This window comes from Pseudomonas sp. Marseille-P9899 (assembly GCF_903166565.1).
GTDB classification, from domain to species: Bacteria; Pseudomonadota; Gammaproteobacteria; order Pseudomonadales; family Pseudomonadaceae; genus Aquipseudomonas; species Aquipseudomonas huaxiensis.
On record NZ_CAESCG010000002.1, the window covers coordinates 900,980 to 926,698 of the forward strand.

24 protein-coding genes and 1 other RNA gene are annotated in these 25,719 nt (G+C 56.7%); 14 read left to right on the forward strand and 11 right to left on the reverse strand.

What is annotated here, in order from left to right:
• Window positions 1–215: 215 nt before the first annotated feature.
• The 6 genes from HWV67_RS13465 (at window position 216) to HWV67_RS13490 (ending at window position 9,442) form a co-directional block, all read left to right on the forward strand.
• On the forward strand, window positions 216–875 hold the full coding sequence (locus HWV67_RS13465) for a GntR family transcriptional regulator (RefSeq protein ID WP_095157038.1): 660 nt from the start codon (window positions 216–218) through the stop codon (window positions 873–875).
• A 2-nt stretch (window positions 876–877) separates the two neighbouring features.
• Entirely contained in the window at window positions 878–4,366 is a 3,489-nt protein-coding gene (gene smc / locus HWV67_RS13470; protein WP_175651576.1) for a chromosome segregation protein SMC, read from the forward strand.
• Between the two features lie 201 nt (window positions 4,367–4,567).
• Window positions 4,568–5,434, forward strand: a complete 867-nt coding sequence (zipA, locus tag HWV67_RS13475; protein ID WP_175651577.1) for a cell division protein ZipA — start codon at window positions 4,568–4,570, stop codon at window positions 5,432–5,434.
• 230 nt (window positions 5,435–5,664) lie between these two features.
• Window positions 5,665–8,022, forward strand: a complete 2,358-nt coding sequence (ligA, locus tag HWV67_RS13480; RefSeq protein WP_175651578.1) for an NAD-dependent DNA ligase LigA — start codon at window positions 5,665–5,667, stop codon at window positions 8,020–8,022.
• Between the two features lie 121 nt (window positions 8,023–8,143).
• Window positions 8,144–8,240: signal recognition particle sRNA small type (gene ffs, locus HWV67_RS13485), an RNA gene on the forward strand.
• Window positions 8,241–8,515: 275 nt separating this feature from the next.
• The gene (locus HWV67_RS13490) at window positions 8,516–9,442 is read left to right on the forward strand and encodes an AbiTii domain-containing protein (RefSeq protein ID WP_175651579.1); all 927 of its coding nucleotides are present in this window, start codon (window positions 8,516–8,518) and stop codon (window positions 9,440–9,442) included.
• Window positions 9,443–9,867: 425 nt separating this feature from the next.
• Here the strand turns inward: HWV67_RS13490 and HWV67_RS31705 are convergent, their stop codons facing one another.
• Together HWV67_RS31705 and HWV67_RS13495 are read right to left on the reverse strand one after the other, a co-directional pair.
• Entirely contained in the window at window positions 9,868–10,170 is a 303-nt protein-coding gene (locus HWV67_RS31705; protein ID WP_256680111.1) for a hypothetical protein, read from the reverse strand.
• A 76-nt stretch (window positions 10,171–10,246) separates the two neighbouring features.
• The gene (locus HWV67_RS13495) at window positions 10,247–10,483 is read right to left on the reverse strand and encodes a helix-turn-helix domain-containing protein (protein WP_175651580.1); all 237 of its coding nucleotides are present in this window, start codon (window positions 10,481–10,483) and stop codon (window positions 10,247–10,249) included.
• Between the two features lie 289 nt (window positions 10,484–10,772).
• On the opposite strand from HWV67_RS13495, the gene HWV67_RS13500 reads away from it, so the two are divergent.
• On the forward strand, window positions 10,773–11,237 hold the full coding sequence (locus tag HWV67_RS13500) for a hypothetical protein (RefSeq protein WP_175651581.1): 465 nt from the start codon (window positions 10,773–10,775) through the stop codon (window positions 11,235–11,237).
• A gap of 416 nt (window positions 11,238–11,653) precedes the next feature.
• On the opposite strand, the gene HWV67_RS13505 is transcribed toward HWV67_RS13500, so the two are convergent.
• Entirely contained in the window at window positions 11,654–12,364 is a 711-nt protein-coding gene (locus HWV67_RS13505) for a recombinase family protein (protein ID WP_175651582.1), read from the reverse strand.
• Between the two features lie 499 nt (window positions 12,365–12,863).
• Between HWV67_RS13505 and HWV67_RS13510 the strand changes: the two genes are divergently transcribed.
• A complete protein-coding gene (locus HWV67_RS13510) occupies window positions 12,864–14,483 on the forward strand; it encodes a YecA family protein (RefSeq protein ID WP_175651583.1) in 1,620 nt (539 codons plus the stop codon).
• Window positions 14,484–14,614: 131 nt separating this feature from the next.
• Here HWV67_RS13510 and HWV67_RS13515 read toward each other — a convergent pair whose 3' ends face one another.
• Window positions 14,615–14,896 carry a helix-turn-helix domain-containing protein gene (locus HWV67_RS13515; RefSeq protein WP_306167781.1) on the reverse strand — a complete coding sequence of 94 codons (282 nt, stop codon included), beginning with the start codon at window positions 14,894–14,896 and terminating at the stop codon, window positions 14,615–14,617.
• Window positions 14,897–14,940: 44 nt separating this feature from the next.
• Here HWV67_RS13515 and HWV67_RS13520 point away from each other — a divergent pair, with 44 nt between their 5' ends.
• Window positions 14,941–15,285 (forward strand): hypothetical protein, encoded by a 345-nt coding sequence (locus HWV67_RS13520; RefSeq protein ID WP_175651585.1) that lies wholly within the window; start codon window positions 14,941–14,943, stop codon window positions 15,283–15,285.
• Between the two features lie 599 nt (window positions 15,286–15,884).
• Here HWV67_RS13520 and HWV67_RS13525 read toward each other — a convergent pair.
• From HWV67_RS13525 to HWV67_RS13545, 5 genes are all read right to left on the reverse strand, one after another.
• Window positions 15,885–16,769 (reverse strand): hypothetical protein, encoded by an 885-nt coding sequence (locus HWV67_RS13525; RefSeq protein WP_175651586.1) that lies wholly within the window; start codon window positions 16,767–16,769, stop codon window positions 15,885–15,887.
• Window positions 16,770–16,986: 217 nt separating this feature from the next.
• Window positions 16,987–17,226: a hypothetical protein gene (locus HWV67_RS13530; protein WP_175651587.1), complete on the reverse strand. Its 240-nt coding sequence runs from the start codon at window positions 17,224–17,226 to the stop codon at window positions 16,987–16,989.
• A complete protein-coding gene (locus tag HWV67_RS13535) occupies window positions 17,226–18,317 on the reverse strand; it encodes a Rha family transcriptional regulator (RefSeq protein ID WP_175651588.1) in 1,092 nt (363 codons plus the stop codon). Before HWV67_RS13535 ends, HWV67_RS13530 begins: the two co-directional genes overlap by 1 nt.
• 49 nt (window positions 18,318–18,366) lie before the next feature.
• A complete protein-coding gene (locus tag HWV67_RS13540; RefSeq protein ID WP_175651589.1) occupies window positions 18,367–18,561 on the reverse strand; it encodes a hypothetical protein in 195 nt (64 codons plus the stop codon).
• An 83-nt stretch (window positions 18,562–18,644) separates the two neighbouring features.
• Window positions 18,645–19,940, reverse strand: a complete 1,296-nt coding sequence (locus HWV67_RS13545) for a site-specific integrase (RefSeq protein WP_175651590.1) — start codon at window positions 19,938–19,940, stop codon at window positions 18,645–18,647.
• Window positions 19,941–20,556: 616 nt separating this feature from the next.
• Between HWV67_RS13545 and HWV67_RS13550 the strand changes: the two genes are divergently transcribed.
• The 4 genes from HWV67_RS13550 to HWV67_RS13565 all read left to right on the forward strand — a co-directional run bounded on the left by HWV67_RS13550 (window position 20,557) and on the right by HWV67_RS13565 (window position 23,403).
• Window positions 20,557–21,813, forward strand: coding sequence for a PAAR domain-containing protein (locus HWV67_RS13550; protein WP_175651591.1), 1,257 nt, complete (start codon window positions 20,557–20,559; stop codon window positions 21,811–21,813).
• The gene (locus HWV67_RS13555; protein WP_175651592.1) at window positions 21,794–22,381 is read left to right on the forward strand and encodes a hypothetical protein; all 588 of its coding nucleotides are present in this window, start codon (window positions 21,794–21,796) and stop codon (window positions 22,379–22,381) included. The genes HWV67_RS13550 and HWV67_RS13555 overlap by 20 nt, the downstream gene beginning before the upstream one ends.
• 50 nt (window positions 22,382–22,431) lie before the next feature.
• Window positions 22,432–22,866, forward strand: a complete 435-nt coding sequence (locus tag HWV67_RS13560) for a hypothetical protein (protein ID WP_175651593.1) — start codon at window positions 22,432–22,434, stop codon at window positions 22,864–22,866.
• Window positions 22,867–23,058: 192 nt separating this feature from the next.
• Window positions 23,059–23,403 carry a hypothetical protein gene (locus HWV67_RS13565; protein ID WP_175651594.1) on the forward strand — a complete coding sequence of 115 codons (345 nt, stop codon included), beginning with the start codon at window positions 23,059–23,061 and terminating at the stop codon, window positions 23,401–23,403.
• Window positions 23,404–23,767: 364 nt separating this feature from the next.
• On the opposite strand, the gene HWV67_RS13570 is transcribed toward HWV67_RS13565, so the two are convergent.
• Window positions 23,768–24,217, reverse strand: a complete 450-nt coding sequence (locus HWV67_RS13570) for a hypothetical protein (protein WP_175651595.1) — start codon at window positions 24,215–24,217, stop codon at window positions 23,768–23,770.
• Between the two features lie 158 nt (window positions 24,218–24,375).
• On the opposite strand from HWV67_RS13570, the gene HWV67_RS13575 reads away from it, so the two are divergent.
• Complete coding sequence (locus HWV67_RS13575; protein WP_175651596.1) at window positions 24,376–25,281, forward strand: tetratricopeptide repeat protein; 906 nt, start codon at window positions 24,376–24,378, stop codon at window positions 25,279–25,281.
• Window positions 25,282–25,333: 52 nt separating this feature from the next.
• On the opposite strand, the gene HWV67_RS13580 is transcribed toward HWV67_RS13575, so the two are convergent.
• Window positions 25,334–25,678, reverse strand: coding sequence for a hypothetical protein (locus HWV67_RS13580; RefSeq protein ID WP_175651597.1), 345 nt, complete (start codon window positions 25,676–25,678; stop codon window positions 25,334–25,336).
• Window positions 25,679–25,719: the final 41 nt, after the last annotated feature.

Genomic DNA, 25,719 nt, shown 5'->3' on the forward strand with positions numbered 1-25,719 from the left:
CGAGTGAAACGGCTGATGCGGGCTATTGAAGCGTCAGCTAGCCTTGTGGGGATCCTTTCTCGAAGGGTGAAGCGCGCACGGCGAGAGGCCGTTCCACAGGGGGAGAGCGTGTTGTAGGAAAAGCCTCGCGGGGATGACGGCTCCAGCATGCTGGCAGTGGGCATTTGCGTTACACTTCCGCGTTTTTAGCCGTTCAACGATTTTGAAGGAAAACCATGACGTTCAAGGCGCCGGACAGCCTCTCCGAGCAAATTGCCCACTACCTGGCCGAACGGATCATCCGGGGTGAACTCAAGCCTGCCGAACGCATCCAGGAACAGAAGGTCACCCAGGCACTGAATGTCAGCCGTGGCTCGGTGCGCGAAGCCCTGTTGATTCTCGAACGCCGTCATCTGGTGACCATCCTGCCGCGCCGTGGCGCCCACGTGACCGTTCTCAACGAACTCAACGTGCGCAGCCTGTGCACCCTGATGAGCGAGCTGTACATCCTGCTCGGCAATGCCGTCGCCACGCGGCGCACCAGCGATGCCGAGCTGGCGCCGTTCCTGGCCATTCAGCAGCGCCTGCAGGAGGCTTGCGCGCGTCAGGACATCAAGGCCTTCGTCGAAGAGAGCTTCGCGGTGATGCGCGCCGCCTATCCGTTTGCCAACAATCCCTATCTGCAGGAAACCGTCGAGAACCTGCAGCCGGCCATGAGTCGCACCTATTACCTGGCCCTGGACCAGCGTAAGGCGGAAATGAACGACTTCCTGGTGCTGTTCACCGAATTGCTGCAGGCGGTGGTCGCCGGTGATCTGGCGCGAATCCGCCAGGTGCTCACCGAGTACTGCGGACGCAGTTGTGAACTGGTGCTGTCGGCCCTGGTGACTGACTGACCATGCGCCTGAAGTGCATTCGCCTGGCGGGGTTCAAGTCGTTCGTCGACCCGACCACCGTCAATTTTCCCAGCAACATGGCCGCGGTAGTCGGCCCTAACGGCTGCGGCAAGTCCAACATCATCGATGCGGTGCGCTGGGTCATGGGCGAAAGCTCGGCGAAGAACCTGCGCGGCGAATCGATGACCGACGTCATCTTCAACGGCTCCACCAGCCGCAAGCCGGTCAGCCAGGCCAGCATCGAACTGGTCTTCGACAACAGCGACAACACCCTGGTGGGCGAATACGCCGCCTACGCCGAGATCTCGATCCGACGCAAGGTCACCCGCGACGCGCAGAACACCTATTACCTCAACGGCACCAAGTGCCGGCGCCGCGACATCACCGACATCTTCTTGGGCACCGGCCTGGGCCCGCGCAGCTACTCGATCATCGAGCAGGGCATGATCTCCAAGCTCATCGAGGCCAAGCCGGAAGAACTGCGCAACTTCATCGAAGAAGCCGCGGGCATCTCCAAGTACAAGGAACGCCGCCGCGAAACCGAGAACCGCATCCGCCGCACCCATGAAAACCTCGAGCGCCTGACCGACCTGCGCGAAGAGCTGGAACGCCAGCTCCAACGCCTGCACCGGCAGGCCCAGGCGGCGGAGAAATACAAGGAATACAAGGCCGAAGAGCGCCAGCTCAAGGCGCAACTGTCGGCCCTGCGCTGGCGCGCGCTGGACACCCAGGTCAGCCAGCGCGAAAGCGTTATCGGTGACCAGGAAGTGTCCTTCGAGGCGCTTGTGGCCGAGCAGCGCAATGCCGATGCGAGCATCGAGCGCTTGCGCGATGGCCATCACGAACTGTCCGAGCGTTTCAATCTGGTTCAGGGCCGCTTCTACTCGGTTGGCGGCGACATTGCCCGGGTCGAACAAAGCATCCAGCACGGCCAGCAGCGCCTGCGCCAATTGCAGGACGACCTCAAGGAAGCCGAGCGCTCGCGCCAGGAAACCGAATCGCACCTGGGGCACGACCGCACCTTGCTGGCGACCCTTGGCGAAGAACTGGAGATGCTCGACCCGGAACAGGAAATGACCCTGGCCGCGGCCGAAGAAGCCTCCGCGACACTTGAAGAAGCCGAAACCACCATGCACGGCTGGCAGGAACAGTGGGACAGCTTCAACGCCCGTTCCGCCGAGCCGCGCCGCCAGGCCGAGGTGCAGCAGTCGCGCATCCAGCAACTGGAACACAGCCTCGAGCGTCTGGCCGAGCGCCAGCGCAAGCTGGGCGAAGAACGCGATCAGCTCAGCGCCGACCCGGAAGACGCGGCGATCCTCGAGCTGGCCGAACAAGTTGCCAGCAGCGAACTGCTGCTGGAAGACCTGCAACTGGAAGAACAGCAGTCTGCCGAGCGGCTCGATCACCTGCGCGAACGTCTGCAACAGGCCACCCAGGCCCAGCAGCAAGCGCAGGGCGAGTTGCAGCGTCTCGGTGGTCGTCTGGCATCGCTGGAAGCCTTGCAACAGGCTGCGCTGGAACCCGGCAGCGGCGCCGCCCAGTGGCTGCGTGAACATGGCCTGGAGCAGCGCCCGCGATTGGCCGAAGGCCTGCGGGTCGAGCCGGGCTGGGAACTGGCAGTGGAAACCGTGCTGGGCGCCGATCTGCAAGCGGTGCTGGTGGACTCGTTCAGCGATCTCGGCTTCGACGGTTTCGACCAGGGCGAACTGCGCCTGCTGGATGCCGGCCTTGGCGCCGCGCACGTGCCGGGCAGCCTGCTGGACAAGGTCGAAAGTGCGGTGGACCTGTCGCCGTGGCTGGGCCGGGTCAAACCGGTGGAGAGTCTTGATCGGGCGCTGGCGTTGCGCGGACAACTGGCCGAGGGCGAGAGTCTGGTCAGTCGCGACGGTTATTGGGTCGGTCGCAACTTCCTGCGGGTCAGCCGTGCCAGCGATGCCCAGGGCGGCGTGCTCGCCCGCGGGCAGGAGCTGGAGCGTCTTGGCCTGGAACAGGAAGAACAGCAAGCCCGGCTGGGGCAACTGGACGAAGAACTGAACGACCAGCGCGACCAGCAGCGCCAGCTTGAAGACGGCCGTGAACAACTGCGCCGTCGTGCCCAGGACGAAGCTCGCCAACAAGGTGAACTGAAGGCGCGCCTGTCCGCTGGCAAGGCCCGCGCCGAGCAACTGGGCCTGCGTCGTCGGCGTCTTGAAGACGAACTGGCGGAATCTGCGGAGCAGCGCGGGATCGAGCAGGAACAACTGGGCGAGTCCCGTTTGGTGCTGCAGGAAGCGCTGGAACTGATGGCGCAGGACACCGAGCAGCGGGAAATGCTTCTGGCCCAGCGCGATGGCCTGCGTGAACACCTCGACCGGGTGCGTCAGGAAGCGCGCCAGCACAAGGATCACGCCCACCAGCTCGCGGTGCGCCTCGGCTCGCTGCGGGCCCAGCACGATTCCACCCGCCAGGCCCTGGAACGCCTGGAGCTGCAATCCGAGCGCCTGAGCGAAAAACGCGAACAGTTGAGCCTGAACCTGGAAGAGGGCGAGGCACCTCTGGAAGAGCTGCGACTCAAGCTCGAGGAACTGCTGGAAAAGCGCATGAGCGTCGACGAAGAAATGCGTCTGGCGCGTCTGCACATGGAGGATGCCGACCGCGAGTTGCGTGACGCCGAGAAGCGCCGCAGCCAGGCCGAGCAACAATCCCAGTTGCTGCGCGGCCAGCTCGAGCAGCATCGCATGGAATGGCAAGGCCTGAGCGTGCGGCGCAAAACCCTGCACGAGCAACTGCATGCCGACGGCTACGACCTGGACGGCGTGCTGGCGACCCTGACCGAGGAGGCCAACGAACAGGAGGCCGAAGCCGAGCTGGAGCGCCTCGACGGGCGCATCCAGCGTTTGGGCGCAATCAACCTCGCGGCCATCGAGGAGTACCAGCAACAGTCCGAGCGCAAGCGCTACCTCGATGCCCAGGACGCCGATCTGGTCGAAGCCCTGGACACGCTGGAAAACGTCATTCGCAAGATCGACAAGGAAACGCGTAATCGTTTCAAAGATACCTTCGATCAGATAAATGCCGGTTTGCAGGCACTTTTTCCAAAAGTTTTCGGTGGCGGCAGTGCGTATCTGGAACTGACGGGCGAAGATTTACTCGATACAGGGGTAACGATCATGGCGCGCCCGCCAGGAAAGAAGAACAGCACTATTCATTTGCTCTCCGGCGGTGAAAAAGCGCTGACCGCCCTGGCGTTGGTATTTGCCATCTTCAAATTGAACCCGGCACCGTTCTGCATGCTCGATGAAGTCGATGCACCGCTCGACGATGCCAACGTCGGCCGTTATGCGCGGCTGGTAAAAGAGATGAGTCAGACCGTGCAGTTCATCTATATCACCCATAACAAGATCGCCATGGAAATGGCCGATCAACTGATGGGGGTAACCATGCACGAGCCAGGCTGCTCGCGGCTGGTGGCGGTGGATGTGGAGGAGGCGATGGCCATGGTCGACGCCTGATACGAGATATGAAGCACGAACCCGGGCTAAATGAACCTGTCCGTTGCGACAGACGGTGTAAAGTTATCTTTGGTCGTGCTAGCTTAATGTCAATTTTTCGTACGTGGGTAAAACGTCAGTCAGAACATAGAGTTGGCGCCACGTTTTAAAGGGTTTTAACCCTTTTATTTTTCAGCATTTTTCACAGAGGCACGGGATTACATGGAAATCGGTCTGCGCGAATGGCTGATCGTCATCGGCATCATAGTCATTGCCGGTATTCTCTTTGACGGCTGGCGCCGCATGCGCGGCGGCAAGGGCAAGTTGAAGTTCCGTCTGGACCGCAGTTTGTCCAATATCCCGGATGAAGAAACCAGCGCCGAAGTATTGGGGCCACCCCGCGTACTCGACACGCACAAGGAGCCGCAACTCGACGAGGATGATCTGCCGTCGATGAGCGCGCCTGCACGCGAGCCAAAGGCCGGCAAGGCCAACAAACGCGGCAAACGTGGCACCGAGCCACAGCAGGGCGACCTGAACCTGAGCGCCGATTCGCGCGAGCCTGATCTGTTCGGTGATATCGACGACGACTTCCCAGCGGAAAACACCAAGACCACCGGCTACGGTTCCGCCAGCGAAGGCAAGGAACTGCCGCAAGTCGAGGAAGTGCTGGTGATCAGCGTGATCTCCCGTGACGATGGCGGCTTCAAGGGCCCGGCCCTGCTGCAGAACATCCTCGAAAGCGGCCTGCGCTTCGGCGAAATGGACATTTTCCACCGCCACGAAAGCATGGCGGGCAATGGCGAAGTCCTGTTCTCCATGGCCAACGCGGTCAAGCCGGGCGTATTCGACCTGGACGACATCGACCACTTTAGCACCCGCGCCGTCAGCTTCTTCCTAGGCCTGCCGGGTCCACGGCATCCGAAGCAGGCGTTCGACGTGATGGTCGCCGCCGCGCGCAAACTGGCCCACGAACTGAACGGCGAATTGAAAGATGATCAGCGCAGCGTCATGACCGCCCAGACCATCGAGCACTACCGTCAGCGCATCGTCGAGTTCGAGCGCCGCGCCCTGACCCAGAAACGCTGAAGCTTCGCTTCGTAGAGAAAAACGCAAGAGCAGTCCTGGCCCATGCCAGTCAGTTGGACTCATTGGGGCCGCTTTGCGGCCCTTCGCGAGCAAGCTCGCTCCCACAGGTAATGTGCGCAGATCCTGTAGGAGCGAGCTTGCTCGCGAAGGGCTGCACAGCAGCCCCAAGGTGCCGCAGCACTGACAGGTATCAGCCCGGCTGCTCTTTTGCTTTGCACGAGAATCCTGCCATGAATGCCGAAACCCGAATCCTCGAACTGCGTGCCGAACTCGACCAGCACAACTACCGCTACTACGTGCTCGATGAGCCCAGCGTGCCGGATGCCGAGTACGACCGCCTGTTCCGCGAACTGCAGGCGCTGGAAGCCGAGCACCCGGAACTGGTCAGCGAGGATTCGCCGACCCAGCGTGTAGGCGGCGCGGCGCTGTCCGCCTTCAGCCAGGTGCGTCATGAAGTGCCGATGCTCAGCCTGGGCAACGCCTTCGAGGAGACCGACCTGCGTGAATTCGACCGCCGCGTGGTGGAAGGCCTGGACCTGCCGGCGGGCGATCTGTTCGGTGGCGGTGCGCCCGTCGACTACAGCTGCGAACCCAAGCTCGATGGCCTGGCCGTGAGCCTGCTGTACCGCAACGGTCAACTGGTGCAAGGTGCCACCCGCGGCGACGGTACCACCGGCGAGGACATCAGCGTCAACGTGCGCACCATCCGTAATATCCCGCTCAAGCTGCACGGCACCGGCTGGCCCGAAGTGCTGGAAGTGCGTGGCGAAGTGTTCATGAGCAAGGCCGGCTTCGACAAGCTCAACGCCGCCCAGGCCGAGATCGGCGGCAAGACCTTCGCCAACCCGCGCAACGCCGCTGCCGGCAGCCTGCGCCAACTGGATTCGAAGATCACCGCCAGCCGCCCGCTGGAATTCTGCTGCTATGGCCTGGGCCAGGTGTCCGAGGCGATCGCCGACACCCATATCGGCATCCTCGAAAAACTCAAGACCTGGGGCATGCCCATCAGCCGCGAGTTGCGACACGCCGCAGGGATCGAGGAGTGCCTGGCCTACTACCACGACATTGGCGCGCGACGTAACGATCTGCCCTACGAAATCGACGGCGTGGTATTCAAGGTCAACAGCCTGGCCTCCCAGCGCGAGCTGGGCTTCCGCGCCCGCGAGCCGCGCTGGGCCATCGCCCACAAATTCCCGGCCATGGAAGAGCTCACCGAAGTCCTCGATGTGGAATTCCAGGTCGGCCGGACCGGCGCCGTCACGCCGGTGGCGCGCCTTAAGCCGGTCAAGGTGGCGGGCGTCACCGTGGCCAACGCCACCCTGCACAACATGGATGAGGTGGAGCGCCTGGGCGTGATGATCGGCGACACGGTGATCATCCGCCGTGCTGGCGACGTCATTCCGCAGGTCATGCAAGTGGTCATCGAGCGGCGTGATCCGGCCAGCGTCCGTCCGGTGCAGATTCCCACCGAGTGCCCGGTGTGCGGCTCGCAGGTCGAGCGCACGCAACTGGTCAAACGCAGCAAAGGCAAGGAAACCGTCAGCGAAGGCGCGGTGTACCGTTGCGTTGGCCGCCTGGCCTGCGCCGCGCAACTCAAGCAGGCGATCATTCACTACGTCTCGCGCCGCGCCATGGACATCGAAGGCCTGGGCGAGAAGAGCGTCGAGCAACTGGTGGACGAGGGCCTGATCGCCTCGCCGGCGGATCTGTATCGCCTGACCTATGAGCAGGTGGTCGAGCTGGAAGGCTTCGCCGAAGTCTCCAGCAACAAACTCCTGGCCGCCATTGAAGACAGCAAGCGTCCGGGCCTGGCGCGCTTCATCTACGCGCTGGGCATCCCTGATGTGGGCGAGGAAACCGCCAAGGTGCTGGCCCGCTCGCTGGGCTCGTTGCAGCGCGTGATGAAGGCGTTGCCGCAGGTACTCACCTACCTGCCGGACGTGGGTCTGGAAGTGGCCTACGAGATTCACAACTTCTTCGAAGACGAGCACAACCGCAACGTCATCCAGCAACTGCTCGATTGCGGCATGCAGCTTCAGGACGAAGGCGAACTGAGCGCCGAGTTCGCCGCCAGCACCACCCTTGCCGGAATGATCGCCAAGCTGGATATTGCATCGGTCGGCCCGACGGGTGCGGAAAAACTGGTGGCCAAGCTGGGCAGCCTGGACAAGATCATCGAAGCCGACGGCATCGACCTGCGCCAGGCCCTGGCGGCCAAGCAAGCCGAAGCCGTGCGGGAATTCTTCCTGATCGAAGCCAACCGCGAACTGGCCCGTGCCATCGAAGCCCAGTTGTTGGAGTTCGGCATGCACTGGGCCTGCGAGAAGAAGGTCGCCGAAGGCTTGCCCCTGGCCGGCCAGACCTGGGTGCTGACCGGTACGCTGGAACGCATGAGCCGTGATATCGCCAAGGACAAACTGGAAAGCCTCGGTGCGAAAGTGGCCGGTTCCGTGTCAGGCAAGACCCACTGCGTCGTTGCCGGACCCGGTGCCGGCTCCAAGCTGGCCAAGGCCAGTGAATTGGGGGTGAAGGTGATGGACGAGGACGCATTCGTGGCCTTTTTGGCGGAGCAGGGCATCAGCGTCTGACCGGTCAGCGGGACAAGTCATTGAGAAATGATGGTTTTTTCTCGCGCTGGAGGTTGTAACTCCCTCTCAGACCGGTACAATGGCGCGGCTCGCCACTTGGCGAGTCGCGTAGTGGTGGCCCCATCGGTCCCCCCGCAACGATTACCCGTTAACCTGGTCAGGCCCGGAAGGGAGCAGCCACAGCGGGAACATTGTGTGCCGGGGTGTGGCTGGTGGGGCCGCCTCCATTCTATAAGTCCTTGAATTTTCAAGGATTCTTCGCAAGAAAATCCAGAAGTGGACCAGCGTTTAGGCACACCATAGTGGTACGCCGTGCTGGAATTCTAATCGCCCTCAGCATCCACGCCAACATCTTTGGGTATCCAGCCCGCATAGATGAGCAGAATCGTACTCACTGGTTGTACAATCAGTGACAAGCGCTGCCGGTGCGTCGTTCCGCTCATCTTGTTCTGAGCCTTGGGTGTGGATCGGCTCTGTATGTAAAGGATTGACTATGACCTCGTTAGTTCATGAACTTGTCAATATGGCGAGCACACCCGGAGTTTCTACTGGTGATTTGCTGCGTCGATCTCTGGTAATTGCGCGACGATTGGCAGTGCCTGAGGCTATCGATTGGATTAACTGTGAATTAACTGGATATAGGATGCGAGAAGTCCCGGACTATCGGCGTCTACATGGTCAGTTGAAGGTTAAAAGCTACAATGGGTGGGTGCCCTTCTTTCTTCCGGTCGATATGACTGAAAAGCTGGCGTACTATCATGCAGGCCAATCTATTCCCGAACTCCAACAGCTTATAAGTGGCGCTGACAGCTCCAACGAAATAATTTGTTCGTTTGAAGAAGGGATGGAGGCAATCCTCATAAGGATGGTCAAGCAAGCCGCTGGAACTGCGTTGCAGCCCGCTTTGGTCATATCTCCTGTGCAAGTTGAAGGTGTGATTGAGACTGTTAGGAGCCGCATTCTTGATTGGGCGCTTGATCTTGAAGGTCAAGGAATTATCGGTGAGGGGATGACGTTTACAATGGAAGAGAAGAAGGTTGTGCAGGCGCAGCACTATCACTTTGGTGATGTCAGTGGGTCTCAGATCCAGATTGGTTCCAACGGGTCGACCCAAAACCAAAATAAGACTTCGGTAGTAAATGATGTTGAATCACTACGTGGCTTGATTGATGCTCTCGGGGAGGTGTTAGAACGGGCAGTGGTTAGCGAAGATGTCATCGAGGAGTTAAATGCTGAACTGGCTACCCTAAGAGCCCAAGCTGCATCCCCAAAACCTAAGTGGGAAATAATCAAGATGACTGCCCGAGCCATTAAGGTAGTGGCTGAAGGGGCAGCAGGCAACATTTTAGGCGAGCTTGCTAAGCCTCATGTTCAAACGCTCTTGGCTCTTGCAGGAGCGTCGGTGGGCGTCGGTGGCTAGGGGGCTAGGGGGCTAGAGTGGTCGATCAGTAATCTGGGTTACTCGTTTATATGCCTCAGTCTTTAACCCCGTAGCTGGTAGGTGCCAAGTAGCACTTCCTGCGATTTCAAAATATCAGCAGGCACGAAAAAGCCGCCCGTAGGCGGCTTGTAAGCGTGCTCAGGAGCGTAGACGCTCGATGCCCGAGGTTATGGCCTCGGCGTGTTGATCGAGGGTCTGAAGGGCTGTCAGGACGCTATCGTGAACCTGTGTCGATCCTCGTTGGCCTGCCCACAATGACACTTCTTCCAAGGCTGCTCTGAGAGCTATCTGGTTCATCAGTAGCAATTCCAGTGTGTCTGCGGCTACTGCGGCCTTGTCGTCCATGTGTGCGTACCAGTGATGTGGGGAAACACGGGGCTAGGTCTTGGTTGCTTTCGAAGAGTTCATGGTTGTGACTGGCGTGTTCTGCTGGAGTACTCTTTCCCTTTGGTAGCTAGGTGCCTAGCGCGCTGCACACCCCACGCCATCGCCTTAGTCATGGATTCACCTGGGCGAGAGTCGTACCCCTCTTCATGGATCAAGGTGCCATCGGCATCGTATATGCCGACGAACAGTTGTGTCGCTCCGACTCTGGAGAGTCTGACTTGAATGTCAATTAGCGTGCCGTCGTCCAGCCTCTCTTCGTGTGTTCGGCTGTGCAGCTTTGGATCAGCCCACTGCCAGAACACTTCTCCTCGGATTCTCATCGCTAGCGCGTCTTGTAGGTTGATTGATTGTCGAGCCCAGCATCACCCGGATACAGCCGGATTGATTCGACGTAACTCAAGTCTGGTTCATTGTAGTCATCGCTTCGACTTCGGCTATGAGTAATGACGCAGGGCAACCCAGAGCTGTCGCCAATTTGAAGATGACTCCGAGAGTAGGCTGGTTCACCCCCCGCTCGATCAGGCTGACGTAATTCCGCTGAATGTCGGCCTCTGCCGCCAATTGTTCCTGGCTGAGCCCCGTACGCTTCCGTCGCTCGCGTAGAACCTTCCCGAATGCCAAACCTACGTCCAAGCCAGACTCCCCCTATAAGAGGGGTGAACTGTCGGTTGCGGGAGGTGTGCGGGTCTTCACAGTATATTGTGAATTTTTTCGGTTCCGTGGCACCATTGCTGTCGCAACGAATTGGTGGTCTACCGCCATCTCCGGGTAGCGCGGCTAATCGTTGATCAAGCGTAGAAAGGGGGGCGTCGCAAGGTCTGCGGATTGCTACTTGGGCATGGGGAAGGGCGGAGACTGTGTTGATGGGCTGGCTGATAGATGCCTGCTCAAGTCGAAAGCGGGTATTGAAATCGAGGGAAATATGAAGGTTCTGAAATGGATTGGTGTGATATGCCTGGTTCCGGTAGTGCTGGTCGCTGGCTCTTATATAAGGAATAAGATAATCGGACCGGTTGGGTGGGCCACAGATGATGTTGAAAAGGCGCTTAGGGCGCAGATGAAAGATCCTGGCTCGATGGTGATCCGCTCATCTTATGTGGTTAAAAGGCAGACAGAGCGTGGCCAAGAAATATCTATCTGTGGTTTCGTAGATGGTCGCAATAGCTTTGGTGCCTACTCTGGCCCTGTGAGGTTTGTGTCTAAGAGCTTTTCGAATAGGCAACTCAAGGTTTTCCAAACATCCATGGTCAAGCTTGAGAACTCTTCAGAAACCAAGGAGGCTCATGAGGCGAATATGCTGTCAGCATTCGAGCATGTGTATTGGAATAAGTATTGCGTAGATGAAGCGCATCCAGCGTTAACTGTAAGCTCTGTGGTGGAAGGTTAGAATACATCCTGATCTGCGAAAGCCTCTGAGGCGGCATCTAGTTCTCACGTCGATACACGAGCTACAGGACCAGCGGGAAAACAGAATATCTGAGGAAAGCAAAAAGCCGCCCGAAGGCGGCTTTAAACTACGGTATTCTTTCTAGCTTACGGTCATTCTGAATTTCTGGCTCTCGGTCTTTAGGCCTTGCAGTCTTTCTGTCTTACGCACCGCGCTTCTCCCTTGAGCTTACAGGCCGGCTATATACGTTTCAAGAGGCTACGAAATCTCCAAAACCCAGCCATCAGTGGGGCGGTGTTAAGTGCCATTGGAAGCCCCGCAGGGAGCCCTATAGCACGATTTTAGAATATCGTTGGGTAGGGGCAGCCTAGTCCGTAAAGTCGCTGCAATCGTGTTGTACGAGGCTCCAGAGCTTGTCAGTTGCCGGCGGCGAAGGACAACTGAAGCCGAGCCATCAGGCGGGATACAGTCATAGGTTGAAATGCACTGCTCCGAGCTGTGGTCACGCCCTTGGAGTTGAGGCACTGAGCGATGGCTGCAAACGAAGTGCACCCATCGTACAAGCACGCCTTGATATGGTGAGCGACAGCGTCAGCCCTGGTGTCTGCATTGACCTTCTTTGCCTTCACTGCCGCTCCATTGCCTATTGCCCACGCCTTCGCACGACCTGCATCACGGCGGGCGATCTTCTGCTGGGCTTCGGCATCGCCATTGGTGGCGAGGTTCTTCAGCTCGGCCAAGCCAGCCTTTGTGCGGGCACGGATTTTCAGCAGCTCTTCTTCAGCGAGTAACGACTTGATGTTTCTCAGCAGGCCGCTGCTATGTACATCTTCGGCTTCTATGAACGTGTATTTCTTCTGCAAGGTGACGAAGTGGGCATGGTCGCGTGTCAAGCGGTCGATACGATGCACGACAACCGGGCAGTCCAAACCTTTCGCCATGGCAAGGGCAAGCCGGCATTGAGGACGGTCCTGTGGATCGACGGCACCCGATACGCCTTCGTCAGTGAAGTGAGCAACGACCTCCCATCCGTGCGTCTCCGCTGCGATCTTGATAGCCGCAAACTGACCACCTACCGACAGGCACTGATCGTCTGTACTCATCCTTGCGTAGGCCACTACCTGCATCGCTTCCTCGGCTTATCATCTGGGGTGCGCCAATTTTAACATATTGCTGATGACCGTCTACGATATGTTAAGTTTGTTGGCTCGAGCTTTGTGGTGGGTGAAGGAAGGTTGGCGTCAAGCATCGGAAGGTTCTTGGCTCTGCTTTGATTTGCTCCCTGGAGTCAAAGGTGTGTGAGAGCCTATTCGTATGACTGTCCCGGATAGCGTAGTGAGTGATGTGAAATGGGGTGGCGTGCTATCAGGCTCGTCTACTTTTCTGATAGGCGGGGGAGCCTTCATCCTCAGCCTTGCTGGCGGTGCTGACTCGCTTGAGCCGACGCTACTTGTCTCGCGGCGCAGATCGATGATGCTGTGTAGTTTTTCTGGTAGAGGTAAAAGAATACTCGGATCCTATACATCATCAGTCCCTCCAGCTTATGCGTCACATGTCTAATATTCTCCGATAATGGGCGCAGGCAGATCCCTGCTCCTTGCGGATCAGATTTTCAGGACTGCCCGAATGCTTACCAAGCCAGGTCGTAACGCCCCATGCCCTTGCGGAAGCGGGTTAAAGTTCAAGCGCTGCCATGGCACTGCTGATGGCCTAGGCCAAGAGCATCAGGTAGAGGAATCACATATGCGGGACGCGTTAGAAGCAGCGATCTCGCGTCATCAGGCACAAGAGTTTCAGCGACGCGAACAGCAGGGGCTTGGCAAGCCGATCATCTCTTCAACATTCAATGATCACAGGCTCGTCGCCGTTGGTAGGAAGATTCATTATTCAGCCAAGTGGCGGACATTCCATGACTTCCTATATGACTATCCCAAGGTGGTTCTAGGTCGTGATTGGTGGCATGCCGAGATTGATAAGCCAGTGGAGCAGCGCCATAAAATCCTCCACTGGGCGACCCGTAGCTATGAACAATCCAGAGCACACGTTGAAGCCGTAGGGCCGTGCAGTGCTCAGCCGATGACAGGGGCCATCGAGTCATATATGCGATTGGCTTACGATCTCTATAGCTTAGAGCACGCTGTGGAGGTTCAGCGATTATTGATCGACCGTATCAGGTGCTCTGACAACTTCCCAGGTGCGCTCTATGAGGTGCGAGTGGCCGCTGCTCTTCTTCGAGCGGGCTTTAGCTTGGATCACCAAGATGAAACTGACAGGCGTAGTACCCATGTTGAGTTCATTGCGACTCATACATCATCAGGGGCGATATACGCTGTTGAAGCGAAGCGCCGAGAAGGCAAGCGGATGAATATAAATAGGCAGATGAGTCGAGCCTTAAGTAAGCATTCGGATCATCCCCGCATAGTCTTCATTGACACGAATGACGGGCGCTTAGAGGAGGGGAGGAAGCGGCCCGCTCCTGTGGTTCTGGTAGAGGCTGAAGCTATGCTCAAAAGGTTTGAGCTGGACCCCTTAGCGAAGGCGCTCCCAGAGGCTTACATCATCGTAACGTATGACCCGCACGAGCATCATCTTGATGCTGTTGACCTACCTTCTGGTCTGCTGCTGTGGGGATTTCATATTGCGGATCTGTACCCTGGGGCTAAAACCCTTCTTCAGCAGGTTGAGATTCAGCGGCGACACGCCCCGGTCTTCGCCTTGATAGAGTCGATGCAGAAGCACAGACGCATTCCCGTGACGTTCGATGGACAGCCCGATGCATTCATTGATGGTCCCCCTGGAGCTAGGCTTCAGGTTGGTCAGCTGCTAAAGGTTCCAGGCCCAGATGGAGCATTGGTGGAGGTAAGGCTGGAGAGTGGCGTTGTCATGGCCGAGCAGAGAGAAGCTTGGTGTGTTGTGTGCGGCAATGAACAGCGTTTTATTACCAAGATTCCGCTGTCCGATGAAGAGTTACATGCCTACGCTCAGCATCCTGCAACCTTCTTTGGTGTCATTGACAGGAATGCAGCCCGCTCGGCTCCGAGAACTGAATTGGACTGGTTCAACTTTCTCTGGGAATCCTATTCGAACACCGCTAAAGATACCTTGATTGAGTTCATGGGGCAGGCACCAGATATCGAGTGCTTAAAAGCGCTGACTCAGGTGGATTTGGCCACTGAATTCTGTGCCCGCATGGCGTGCGTGATGCTAAAACAGATGGGTGATAGTACAGGCGGGGACTTGGCTTAGTCTCTTCGCCTTCAATCCCAGCAATCCCGTGGAGTGTGCTGCGAGTAACCCACTCGACCGAGGCGTTCAGGGCGGCCCGTCAAATAGCTATCAATTAGCTTCAAGTATGGTTCTTAAGTCGGATGTGCTGCTCACATGCCTTTGAAGAGGTCCGCGATGCTGACGCCCAAGGCGTCGGCCAGCACCTTGATGGCGTTGATAGATGGGTTGGCACCGCCCGTCTCAATGCGAGACATGTACGTCCTGGCGAAGCCGCAACGATCAGCAAACGCTTCCTGGCTCATGCCCATAGCCGTACGCAGCTCCCTGACTCGGGTGCCGAACTGGTGCTGAAGCGCTGGTGATGGTGGTGGTGCTGGCATTCCCCATGGTCGGGTGATGTGCTCTAATCGGACACACACTAATCGTGACATCCACCGAAGGGTTGCCTTCACAGGGTGCGTTAAGGATCACGTCGATGACTGAGCTAGCTTCAAATTCTCCTGCGTTGCAGGATTGTGTGTACTTCAAGCCCGAGGCCATGACGCACATGCTAAGGCTGGTGCTGTCCGACCGCTCTTGTGGTGCAGTCATGCTTGCACTGTGGTCGAAGGTCGGTGAAGGCGGAACAGTACGGGTTACACAGGCAGCCATCGCCCATGAGTGCGACATCACCCTACGCAGGCTATCCAAGGAGCTCGCACACCTCGTCGATGGCAGCTGGATAGAATTGGTAGATGTAAGCATCGAACCGGGCGGTCCACTTGTATGCACCGTCAACCCATCCGTTCTTCAGGTGATGAGTCACGAACAGCAGGCTTGAGTGTGAACTGGTTGATGTGATCCTAGTGGGCATTCTCGACAGGATGTAGGAGCATGACCTGCGTGCATCAACCAGCAGCTCTTTAGTTCAAAGGTCAGCATCAAACAGGGTTCGCCATGTGAGGCGGTAGCTACAGTACTCAAGAAACTATGTGACACTTCGTCACGAGTTGATAGTCTTCTACGCTCTCTTAATAAGAGTGGGGGGTAGTGATGCACCACACCGCTCTGCACAGTTAGGCTGACTTTGATGCCTTGCGGCATGGTCGTGATAGAGGCGGGGCAGAGGCGAAAGCCCCCGAACCGCTAAAGCTTAACTGTAGTTTACATGTAACCTACCGTTACTAGGGTATTCTGCAAGTGATGCCTATAGAGTTAGAAGCAAGATCAAGAGCGGGGGAGGGGGTCACCCCTTTCTTCCCCTGCATTATAGAGTTGTTATCCGTGCTTCAGGCACTATTGATTAATCGTGGCGTAGACGCCACAGCAATAGACTGACTATAGAGGTGGTTAATCTCAAAGCTCCGCTTTGGCGATTCGCTCACTCACCATGCTAGGCATGGCGAGCTTCACTCTCTATTATCTGTCGTTAATTGCATATTACTGACCCACCCCACAAGGCGAATTTCCTGCCTGTACCTCGCCCCATTTCTTCACCGTGTTCCTAGCGACCCCTAGAGCGTTTGCGATCGTCCTGAAGTGTCCTCCGGCCTCTAGCATCGCCAGAGCCTGCTGTTTCTTAGGGTGCTCTTTGACCAGCTTAGGTTCTGGAGCAGTGCCTGCCCAGAATTGCTCGAAGTCAATCATGACATCTACAGACTGTAGGATATGAGGGTTCCGTTCAAGGTGAAGTGCAATTCCGCGCAACGTAACTCTCGCTGCCTCAATGACCCTCTGTAGTTGCCGAGTGGACATAGGTTCCCTGTCGTGGTTGAGTAGAACCTGTGCTGCATTTGTTACTGAAATCTCCTGAAGCATCAGTAACTTCTTGACATCCGCAAGAGCTACACTGTGTTTGCCACCAACGACACCTGGGCCTATATAGATTCCTCCGAAAGCGAAATCGTCGAACCAAGATAATGGCTTTCCTTCGACTTTGAGCATCCACAGTGCAGTGGCAAAGGGGTTGTTTAGGGCCTGTGGCTTTCTCCCCGCGATGGCTTTCTTCGTCGGCTGAGTCATTCTCTCCGGAAACAGCTCTGTAACGGGGGCGACTTGGTTCGCTCGCCTCTCCGTCCTCTCCGGGGGTAAAGGCGTGCCATCTTCCTTGATATCCCAAAAAGCCTTGGTGGAATGTGAGGTTTCAGGCTGGTCTTCCTCCTCTTCCGGTGTGAACGGGTTTCTGACATAGATGCCGTAACATTCTCCCGTAGATTTGTCGTAGACGTAGTTCTGGTGAACTGTAGTTCTTGCACTTGCGACCTGAATGCGTAATTGCTCAACTACGCATTCGCTAGGGGCAGGTAGGGTGATGATCTTGTTCATTATATTCCTCTAGGTAGCTTTCATCAGTTCATATGTAAACCCTCCTGTGCTCCGGTTATTTGGTGCTAGCTAACGCATTGCCATATTGCAGGCAGCACAAAGCCCGCTGTGGTCAGTGGCCTTTTGGCTTGAACACGCGAGTGCGATGTAGAGAGGTTAAGGTTTTGCAGGCCAGCGTCTTAGCTGGATGGCAAGAATATAGACGATTGAAGATCTGTCAAGGGTTTTTCATTATCACGCCTTTGTCGTTTTGTAAACGATTGAGTTCGGTTGGAGTGGCAGGCCAGTTGCTGGCAACAGTCACAATCCCATTACCCATCTTGCGACCATCACGGGTTTCCAACTGAGCATACTGCTCCGGAACACCGTTCAGGCGGGCATCAGCCCAAGGCGGTAAGTACCGCTCGTGATAGAGGGCGTACAGGTCTTCTGCGTTACGCTTGTCTTGCTCTGTCATCACTTGTCCGCCTTTTTCTCTAACTTTCGAACGTAGCTAGGGGCCTTCTCACTTGCGTAAGTTACAGCTTTACCGGTGAACCAGATTCGCTGTACCAACTTCCCACCATCAGTTGTGAAGTTGCGGATCTTGCAGTAACCAGAGTCAACCGCAGTAGCTGTTGGCAGTGGATTAACTGCGTACTGGTGAGCACGTAGCCAACCAATCTCCCGCATCCAGTGCTTCACTTCGCTCTGCTTCAGGTTCAACTGAGTGCAGAACTTCTGGAAGCCGATCAGCCCGGTGGAATCAGCGATCTTGTGGTAGACCTCGACCTTCGGGGCATCCTCCTGGATCTTTACCGCCTGAACCTCGACCTGGTGGCTGAGCTGCAAGCGTTTCTCCTCCAGCTCGGTAGCCAACTTCATCGCATCCAGGAACGAGGTGGGCACCTTGTGGACTGGTTTGGCTGCCTCGGCTTCCAACTCACGCCAACGATCGATCACCGCCGCACGCATGGTTGTGCTGTAGCCGGTGAGCAGGATGTCTACCTCACGGCGTGGCAGGTCGAAGCACTCGTAGGTATTGCCGCGATCCGTCTTATACGCTCCTGAAAAGTCAGGAGCGTTTAGGCCCAGGTCGGTGATCATCTTGCGAATGTCACTCATCACGTTGTCGTGCCGCTTCCCCGTCAGCGTCGCAATCTCCCGGCTGCTCATGGTCAGCTCATCAGCCGCTGGACTCACGATCCGCGTCACGCCGGCACTCACCGGGTGGCTGACACTGATGTTCGCCACGTTGAACACGATTGGCTTCGGCGCCTCTTCAACTTCACCAACAGGTCGCTGGGACTGGACATACTCTGCCCACGCTCGCTGGTACTTCTCCCCAAGCCGACCATTAAGCAAGGTCGCATCGGTAAGCTTCAGGTGATACTCATCAAACTTCTTTCCACCGGGCTTGTTCCGGTATTGCGATACACGCAGGTTCAGCTCACCACGCTTCAGCATTCCTTCAAGAATACGGCAGATATTGCCGTGAGAATGGCCCACAATAGCTGCAAACTCACGGGTGCTGATGGTCTTGGTGCTGATTGTTTCAGTCTTACTCAAATTGCCCTCCGGGGCAGGAATGGCGCCTGCGAGGCAGGCGCTCTATTGTTTAATCAGCTTCGTCAAACAACTGTTGCATTTCAGCCATTACTTCAGCTTGGTACTCGGCTTCACGCTCTGCACGATATTCTGCATATCGTGGTAGACGCTCACGCAGATCATCTGCGTAGAAGTACAAGTCCTTCCCGTTGTCCAAGATTTGTTCAAACTCATCTTCAGTCAGGAAGCCGGCGTATGTACGCAACACCCATTCACGGTTAATGCGTTCGGTGTAAGCAACGCCTGCACGGACATCTGACTCTTTGCCGTAGCCTGGGGAGTAGGGGGCTACAGCCTGATGTACTGGAGTGCATCCGCCATTGCCTTGAGCGGGCTACGGCTGCCGTAGATGCTGAACGTGACGGCCCCATCCTCGTGACCAGCTATCCGCTTGATGAGCGAGTCCTGCACCCCAGCATCCCGTAGGTCGTCGATCAGCGTGTGGCGGAAGCTATGGAAGGTCTTCCTCGGGTCAGCGATGCCTAGGCGAGTCTTGTAGCGACCGAACCACTTCGAAGGGGCGTGGCCCAGCTTGCCTCTGACGGCTTCCAGTTCGGGGAAGAGGCGGTCTGCTCCAGTGGCTCTGACAGACTCGACGTGTAGCAGTAGGCCCAAGTCGATCAGGGCTGGGTGGAGGGGAAGGATTCTCCGGCTGCTGGCGTTCTTCAGGTTCTGGCCCTCCCTGCTGTCGTCAATGCGGATGCACGGGATGCCCTGTTGCTCGATGAAGTCGTCTACCCGCAACTGGCAGATTTCCTCCAGCCTTGCCCCTGTGGCTCGACCTAGGAGTGGCAGCCAGTATCGCCATGGATGCTTGCGGCCTTCCTTTAATAGCTGCTGCTTGTCGAGCAGGGCGGTCAGGTCGTGCTGGTCGAAGGACAATCGAGCTTCCTTGGCAGATCCCGTCATCACCCTCAGCCCCGCCAGCGGGTTTTCTTCTATATACCCGTTGGCCTTGCACCAGTTCATGAACGCGGTGAGCTTGCGGAGGCGGTTGTTCACCGTGACGGCGGTAATGGTCTTGTACGTGCCACCCGACTCCACGACCTGCTTCAGCGTCCTCCCTTTGAACTCGGGCCGTAGGGCGAAGTACTGCGGGCAAAGGCTCAGCCGTTCTTTCAGCAGTCGGGCTTGTTGCACGTCGAAGGCATCGGCAGGCATATCGCCCATCAGGTCGAACAGATCGGCCAACGCACGTTCGACTTCCTCGGTGCTGCCCTGACGCCATGTGCCGCCGCGTTTCCCTTCTTCTATATAGAGCTTTGAGAGCGATGCGAGGGTTGGGCCGTCGCCGACCTGCTTCGCTGTAGCTGCTTGAGCTGGTCTTGGAGTGAGCCGAACGAGTGGTGCGGGGGTGGCATCCTTCCACTCCCTGCACAGCACACGAAGCGTTCGAAGGTCTGTTAGAGGGTGCTCAGAGAGGTGGGCATGCAGCCGCTGAACGAGAGATGTGGCAACGAACAAGGCACTTTGACGGTGCCGAATATTCAGACTTAATCGCAAAGTGTTACACCTCGGGAAGAGGTGCTTCGGCAGCTTGAGATTCAGGTAGTAGAGCGCCCCGCGCTTGATGATGTAGGCCATGGGTGTGACACCAAAGTGTTACAGCAAAGTGTGACAGTGCTGGCCACACCCCTGGTGTCACCTTGCCCGTGCCTCGTGTTTGCACGGTAGAACTATTGGAGTCCCATCAGCCTGAAACCCTTGCCCCGTAAGGCCCGCAACGATTACCCGAGCATGCTGGCATGCCACCTGGTCAGAGCCGGAAGGCAGCAGCCATAGCGGGAACATCGTGTGCCGGGGTGTGGCTGGTGGGGCCGCCTCCATTTCCGGGGTCCGAAAATCTTCTGGACCCTGTCTCTGCATAAATCTTCACCTGCGGGTTGGGTAGCATTGCCTGTTCCGTCGTCTTCTCTTTTCTGAGTTCCTTTGTCCCGATAAAAGCGATGAATCCGTAATGGAGTCTGGCCTGTGGCTGTGCCGAATCGCTTTGGCGTCGCATGTCACCCTGAACGGGTAGGGGCGCAGGCATTATCCTGCGGACCTTTTTTACGGTGACTGATAGCGCTATCGGAAAGATCCTGCTTAGCGCTCGGAATCAGCCTGCTGACCGTCAAGCTGCCCTCTTGCAAGCATCTGCCCTTGGCCTTGGAAGCTATTTCCCAGGAGGTTTTTGGACAAAGCAGAAGGACGCAGATTCATGGTGCTCGGCTACCTCATACGCATTGGCGACAAGACCACCTGTGGTGGTCAGGTGCTAACCGGCGACAGCGAATTCATCATCGAGGGCTTGCCTTCGGCCCGCCAGGGTGACTCGGTGACGTGCGGCGTGACCGGGAAGACCTATCAGATTCAGGGCGGCATTCCATCATTTATCAACGAAGGCGTACTGGTCGCGGGAAGCCTGGACAGCTTCAGTGGCTGTCCGTGTTACGCCGGGTTGATTCCCTCGGACTTCGGCTTCTCTTACGAGTCCACCAACAGCGTCATGGCGCCGAGGCACAATCAGCCCTCGACCACGGTGCTGCCCAGCTCGGCCAGTCCAGCCTGGGGGCAACAATCCTTTTCTAGCCACCAACAGGCGGTGATCGCTTCGGCAGAGGCCAACAAGGCGCGCTCGAAAGCGTCTGGCAAACCACTGACGCCCGAACTGATCGCCGTCGCCGGCAGCCAGCACGACAATAGCTCGGGCAACAAGATGATGTTCATTGGTCAGGCCGTACGCGAACTGGCCCAGTTCAAGCGCTTCAATCCTGCGTTGACCCGGACGCTGGTGGTGTTCACGCCTTCGTACAACGAAGACATGCTCAGTGCTGCATGGGGCTCCGCAGAGGCCTATGGCGCGGATATCATTGAGATCACCACGACTCAGGAACTGATTGACTATCTGAACCACGGAAAGGAGAGGCGGCAATCGCCGATCGAGCGACTGTCGATCTTCAGTCATGGCTTACCCCAGCAAATTGCCTTTGGCTACCAACTCCCGGGGGACTTCCAGATGTCGCTGGATGTGCTGGATTACCACGATATCTCGCCGGAAGCCTTCTCAAAAACGGCACGGCTCGACAGCTATGCCTGCCGCTCGGGCATGGGTAATCTCTCGGACAATCCAATCGACGACGTCCTCCAGCTTTCCCCACAGATCAATGAAAGTCTGGCCCAGCTATTGGCTAACCATGTTCGGATCAAGGTGGGCGCTTTCGTTCGTCGTTCGGACTACAAAAATACTTGGGGGTCGTTCAGCGAGCGTCGGATGGGGAGTGCTTGTGAGGTCAGCAGTAACGTAATACCTCAGCAAGAGTGGTGCAGTAGCTGGAATGCATTGAATGAAGAGCGCACTAAGAATCACCGTGAACTTGATTTTGCCTACCAAAAGTTCGGTGCGATCAATCCTGTTGTGTCAGGCGATACTCCATTGGGCGCTCCGGAGGGGTATATTGAATTTCTTCCAAAATAAAACCTTGTGGATTGCAGTAATAATTGCATCCCCTCTAATGCTGCTCATGGGCAACTATGGGCTGAACGTGGTGTTCAGCGTTTACAATACTGACCTGGGGAATGGTGTGGTGATCTATGGTGACCAATACGTAAAAAGTGGTCGCTGGGTCTTCGATTGCAAGTACTCCCGCGCGATTAGTCGGAAGCACTTACCGGCACCACTGACGGAGCTAAGTGCGCTAGAAAAGCTGAATTTGGGAGAGATGTATTTTCTTAATCGTCGTGATGTGCCTTTCGCCAAGGAAGCGATCACGGCTATCACTGCAGTGCCGGAGTGGTACAAAGACCTTCAATATATTTATTCTGGTGTGGGCGAAAACAGCAAGATCGGGAGCCACAAGTTTTTTGTACTGGCGAATTATGCGGGGGTTACATGGGCTGTAGAGGTTTCCGAGTCACTTCGCCTGAGTGGAAGCTCCCGATTCGTTTTAACAGGAAGGCCCTACAATCCAGAAACCTATGTTGATCACACCAAGGCAATTGAGGTGGCCGTGAAGAGCTGTCCTGCTCCGCAGCAAGGTTTTTGATCCGCCGCTTTCCGTAATGGAGGGATTCTTTAATGCGTCGAAGGGGTGCTTTGAGTTTCATCAAAAATAAAGTCTTTTGGAGTGTGGTAATAATCTTATTCCCTCTGGCACTGCTCGTGGGTAACTATGGGCTTAAAGTCGCGTTCAGTGTTTACAATACTGATCTCGGGAATGGTGTGGTGATCTATGGCGATCAATACGTAAAAAGTGGCCGCTGGGTCTTCGACTGCAAGTATTCTCGCGCAATTAGTCGAGAGCGCTTGCCCGCACCATTAGCGGAGCTGAGTGTGCTGGAAACGCTAACTTTTGGGCAGATGTATTATTTCAATGGCCGTGATGTCGACTCTGCCAAGGAGGCGATCACGGCTATCACTAATGGTACAAAGGCCTTCAATATATCTATTCTGGTGTGGGCGAAAACAGCAAGATTGGGAGCCACAAATTTTTTGTATTGGCGGATTATGCGGGTCTTACATGGGCTGTAGAAGTTTCCGAGTTACTTCGTTTGAGTGGAAGTGCCCGCTTCGTTTTAACAGGAAGGCCCTACAATCCAGAAACCTATGTTGATCACGCCAAGGCAATTGAGGCGGCCGTGAAGAGCTGTCCCGCTCCGCAGCAAGGTTTGTGATCTATCGCTGTCCGTCGAGGGGGATTCTCTAATGCTCCGGAGGGGTACTTTGAGTTTCTCCCAAGATAAAGGCTTATGGATTGCAGTTGCTATTTTCTCCCCGCTGCTACTGCTCGCAGTCAATTATGGAATTAAGGTGATGACCAGCGTATATAAGAAAGACTTGGGCAACGGTGTGGTGATCTATGGCGATGATTATGTGAAGACTGGGGAGTGGGTTTTTGACTGCAAATATGCGCGGGTGATCACTCGCGAGCGCGAGCGCGTTGCTGTGCCATTCGCAGAGCTAGGTAAGCTGGACGTCATAACTGTCGGGACGATGTATTATTTGAATAAGCAAGATGTCGTTTCCGTCAGGGAGGTGATCAATACTATTACCGCGAGGCCTGAGTGATATAAAAACCTGAGGTATCTCTATTCCGGGCTTGGCGAGAACAGCAAGCTTGGGCTGCACAAGTTTTTTTATTGGCGGAGCATGCAGGGCGGGCATGGGCTATAGAGGTTTACCACCACCCCCCAATCGAACGGAAAATCCCGCTTCGTTGTAATTGGTAGGCTTTACAATCCAGAAACTTATGTTGATTACCCCAAGGCATTCGAGGCGGCCGTTAGGAGCTGTCCTGCTCCGCAATAAACTTCTGATCCATTGCCACTCGGTAGCGACTGCAAGCGGATTGGCCGTTCGGAAACATGGAGTCCGGAACACCCCAAGGTGCCCACGCGCACAGTCGCCATGACAGGCTTGTGGGCTCCCGGTCTTACTTATCCAGGTCAGCAAGAATGGCGTCGTACAGCGCCTTCCCTTTTTCCTTATAGCCAGGGTCCTCGTAGCGCTTTTGCATCAGCGTCACCAGCTTTTCCATCGCTGGCTTCTGCTCCGCGCTGGGTTGCTGGCCGGCCATGATGCGTTCCCGGGCGTCCATGATCTGGGTGAATTCGGTGTCGGTGAAGTTTTCCTCGCTGTAGAGCGCAAGGATGTCCTGGCGCCCTTGCTCCAGGTTGCGGTGCTTCTTGATGGTCTCGCGGACTTTGCTCTCCGGAATGTTCTCGCGAAGCGCTGCAAAGCTTTTCACGGACTGTTCGGTTTGTTCGTTATAGGTCTTTTGAAAATCGAACCGCGATTCGACCAGTTTTTCCCGATCACTTTTGCAACCCACAAGGGCGGCGGCGAGGGTGAGTGCCACGCCCAACTTGTACAGCGACTTCATCGATTACTGCTCCATTTCGATCGATTGAATAGGGGGCGCGATTCTACAGGCATCAGTAATGAACGCAGCGTTCAGATTCGACGGCGCAGGAGGGGGTGAGCGGTAGCGGGGCTTGAACAGTATGATGGCGTTTTTTCATGAATGAGTGCAGGGAAGCCATGTTCAAAGCGATGTCTTTATTGTTGGTTCTGGCCGCAATCACGGGCTGTCAGTCCCTGACCCGGCCTGGTGATTTCGACAGTCCGATCGTTGGTGTGCGATGCATGGTGCTTGCCGGCAAGAAGCCGTTCGAACGGGGCAATCTGCTTTACATCAAAAGCTATGCCAATTACGGCAATCCCAAGTGCAAGGCAATGCTGGGCAAGATGTATCAAGAGGGCGGATACGGCGTTGATCAGGATTTCAGCAAGGCCCGGGCGCTGTTCGTCGAGGCCGCCCAACTGAATCCGTCCAGCAACGTTCTTCTGGGGGGTATGGCCGAACGTGGCGAGGGTGAGCCTGCGGATTACGCCAAGGCGCGCGCGTTCTATCGCCTCTCGGGCAAGAATGCCGCATTGCCGCTGGGACGATTGATGGAGGAAGGGAAGGGCGGCCCGCAGGATTTGGCGGGTGCCCTGGCGGTCTATCTGGAAGCGGTCGAGTACTTTGGTGACGATGCCTGGAAGGCGATGAGTCGTTTGCATAAGCAGGGGCAAGCGCTCGATGAGGTGCAGGCGCAGCGGTATCAGCAAATCTGGATGACAGGGTTCGTGAGGCTGCAACAAAGTCGTCTGGCTGTTCGGGAAGTGTTCGAGGCGGTCAATGCAACGGGCGCAACCTGGAAGGTGACGTTGTCCTATCGCTTCAAGGCAGACAGTGGCGTGCCTCAGGTCACGATGATTGAGCGCTCGGGTGATGCCAATGTCGATGACTGGATCATGAAGGCGGCGTCGCGGATCACAATGCAGGACTCAGGGCCACTGACCGATGAATCGGGTGAAAGGGAGATTCGAGCGCCGCTTGTGTTCTCGCCTCAGGACACCCGGTACATGTTCGGGCTGTGCGGAAGAAAGCCCTGCAGTTAATGGTGCGGCGGCCCCTCGCAAATGAGCCCCGCAAGAACGCGTGCCCAGCCCTCTATTGCTCGACCTTTTCGATCCTGCCGCCGCACGCGATGAATTTCTCGCGGTAATCATCGCGGCAGTAGTTGGCCACAGTGGTCCGGCTCGGTACGGGCGGGCAGGCATTGGGCGTGTTCAGGGTGTTGAAGTGCTCGCACTGTTGGGCATTGCGAGCCTGGAATTCACGCAGGCCGTCGAAGTTGTCCTGTTGGTTCTTGATTCTGGTTTCGCATGCATTCACCTCGGCGTCGAGCTTGTGCAGGCAGGCCAGCCCTTCGGGCGTCTGTGGGTCGATATAGCGATAGTGAGTGCAGCCAGCCAGCAGTATCGCCAGCGACAGGGTTGCCAAGCGCATGGGCATCGATCGGGTCCATCCGGTAGTGAACGTGCCGTTTGGACCCT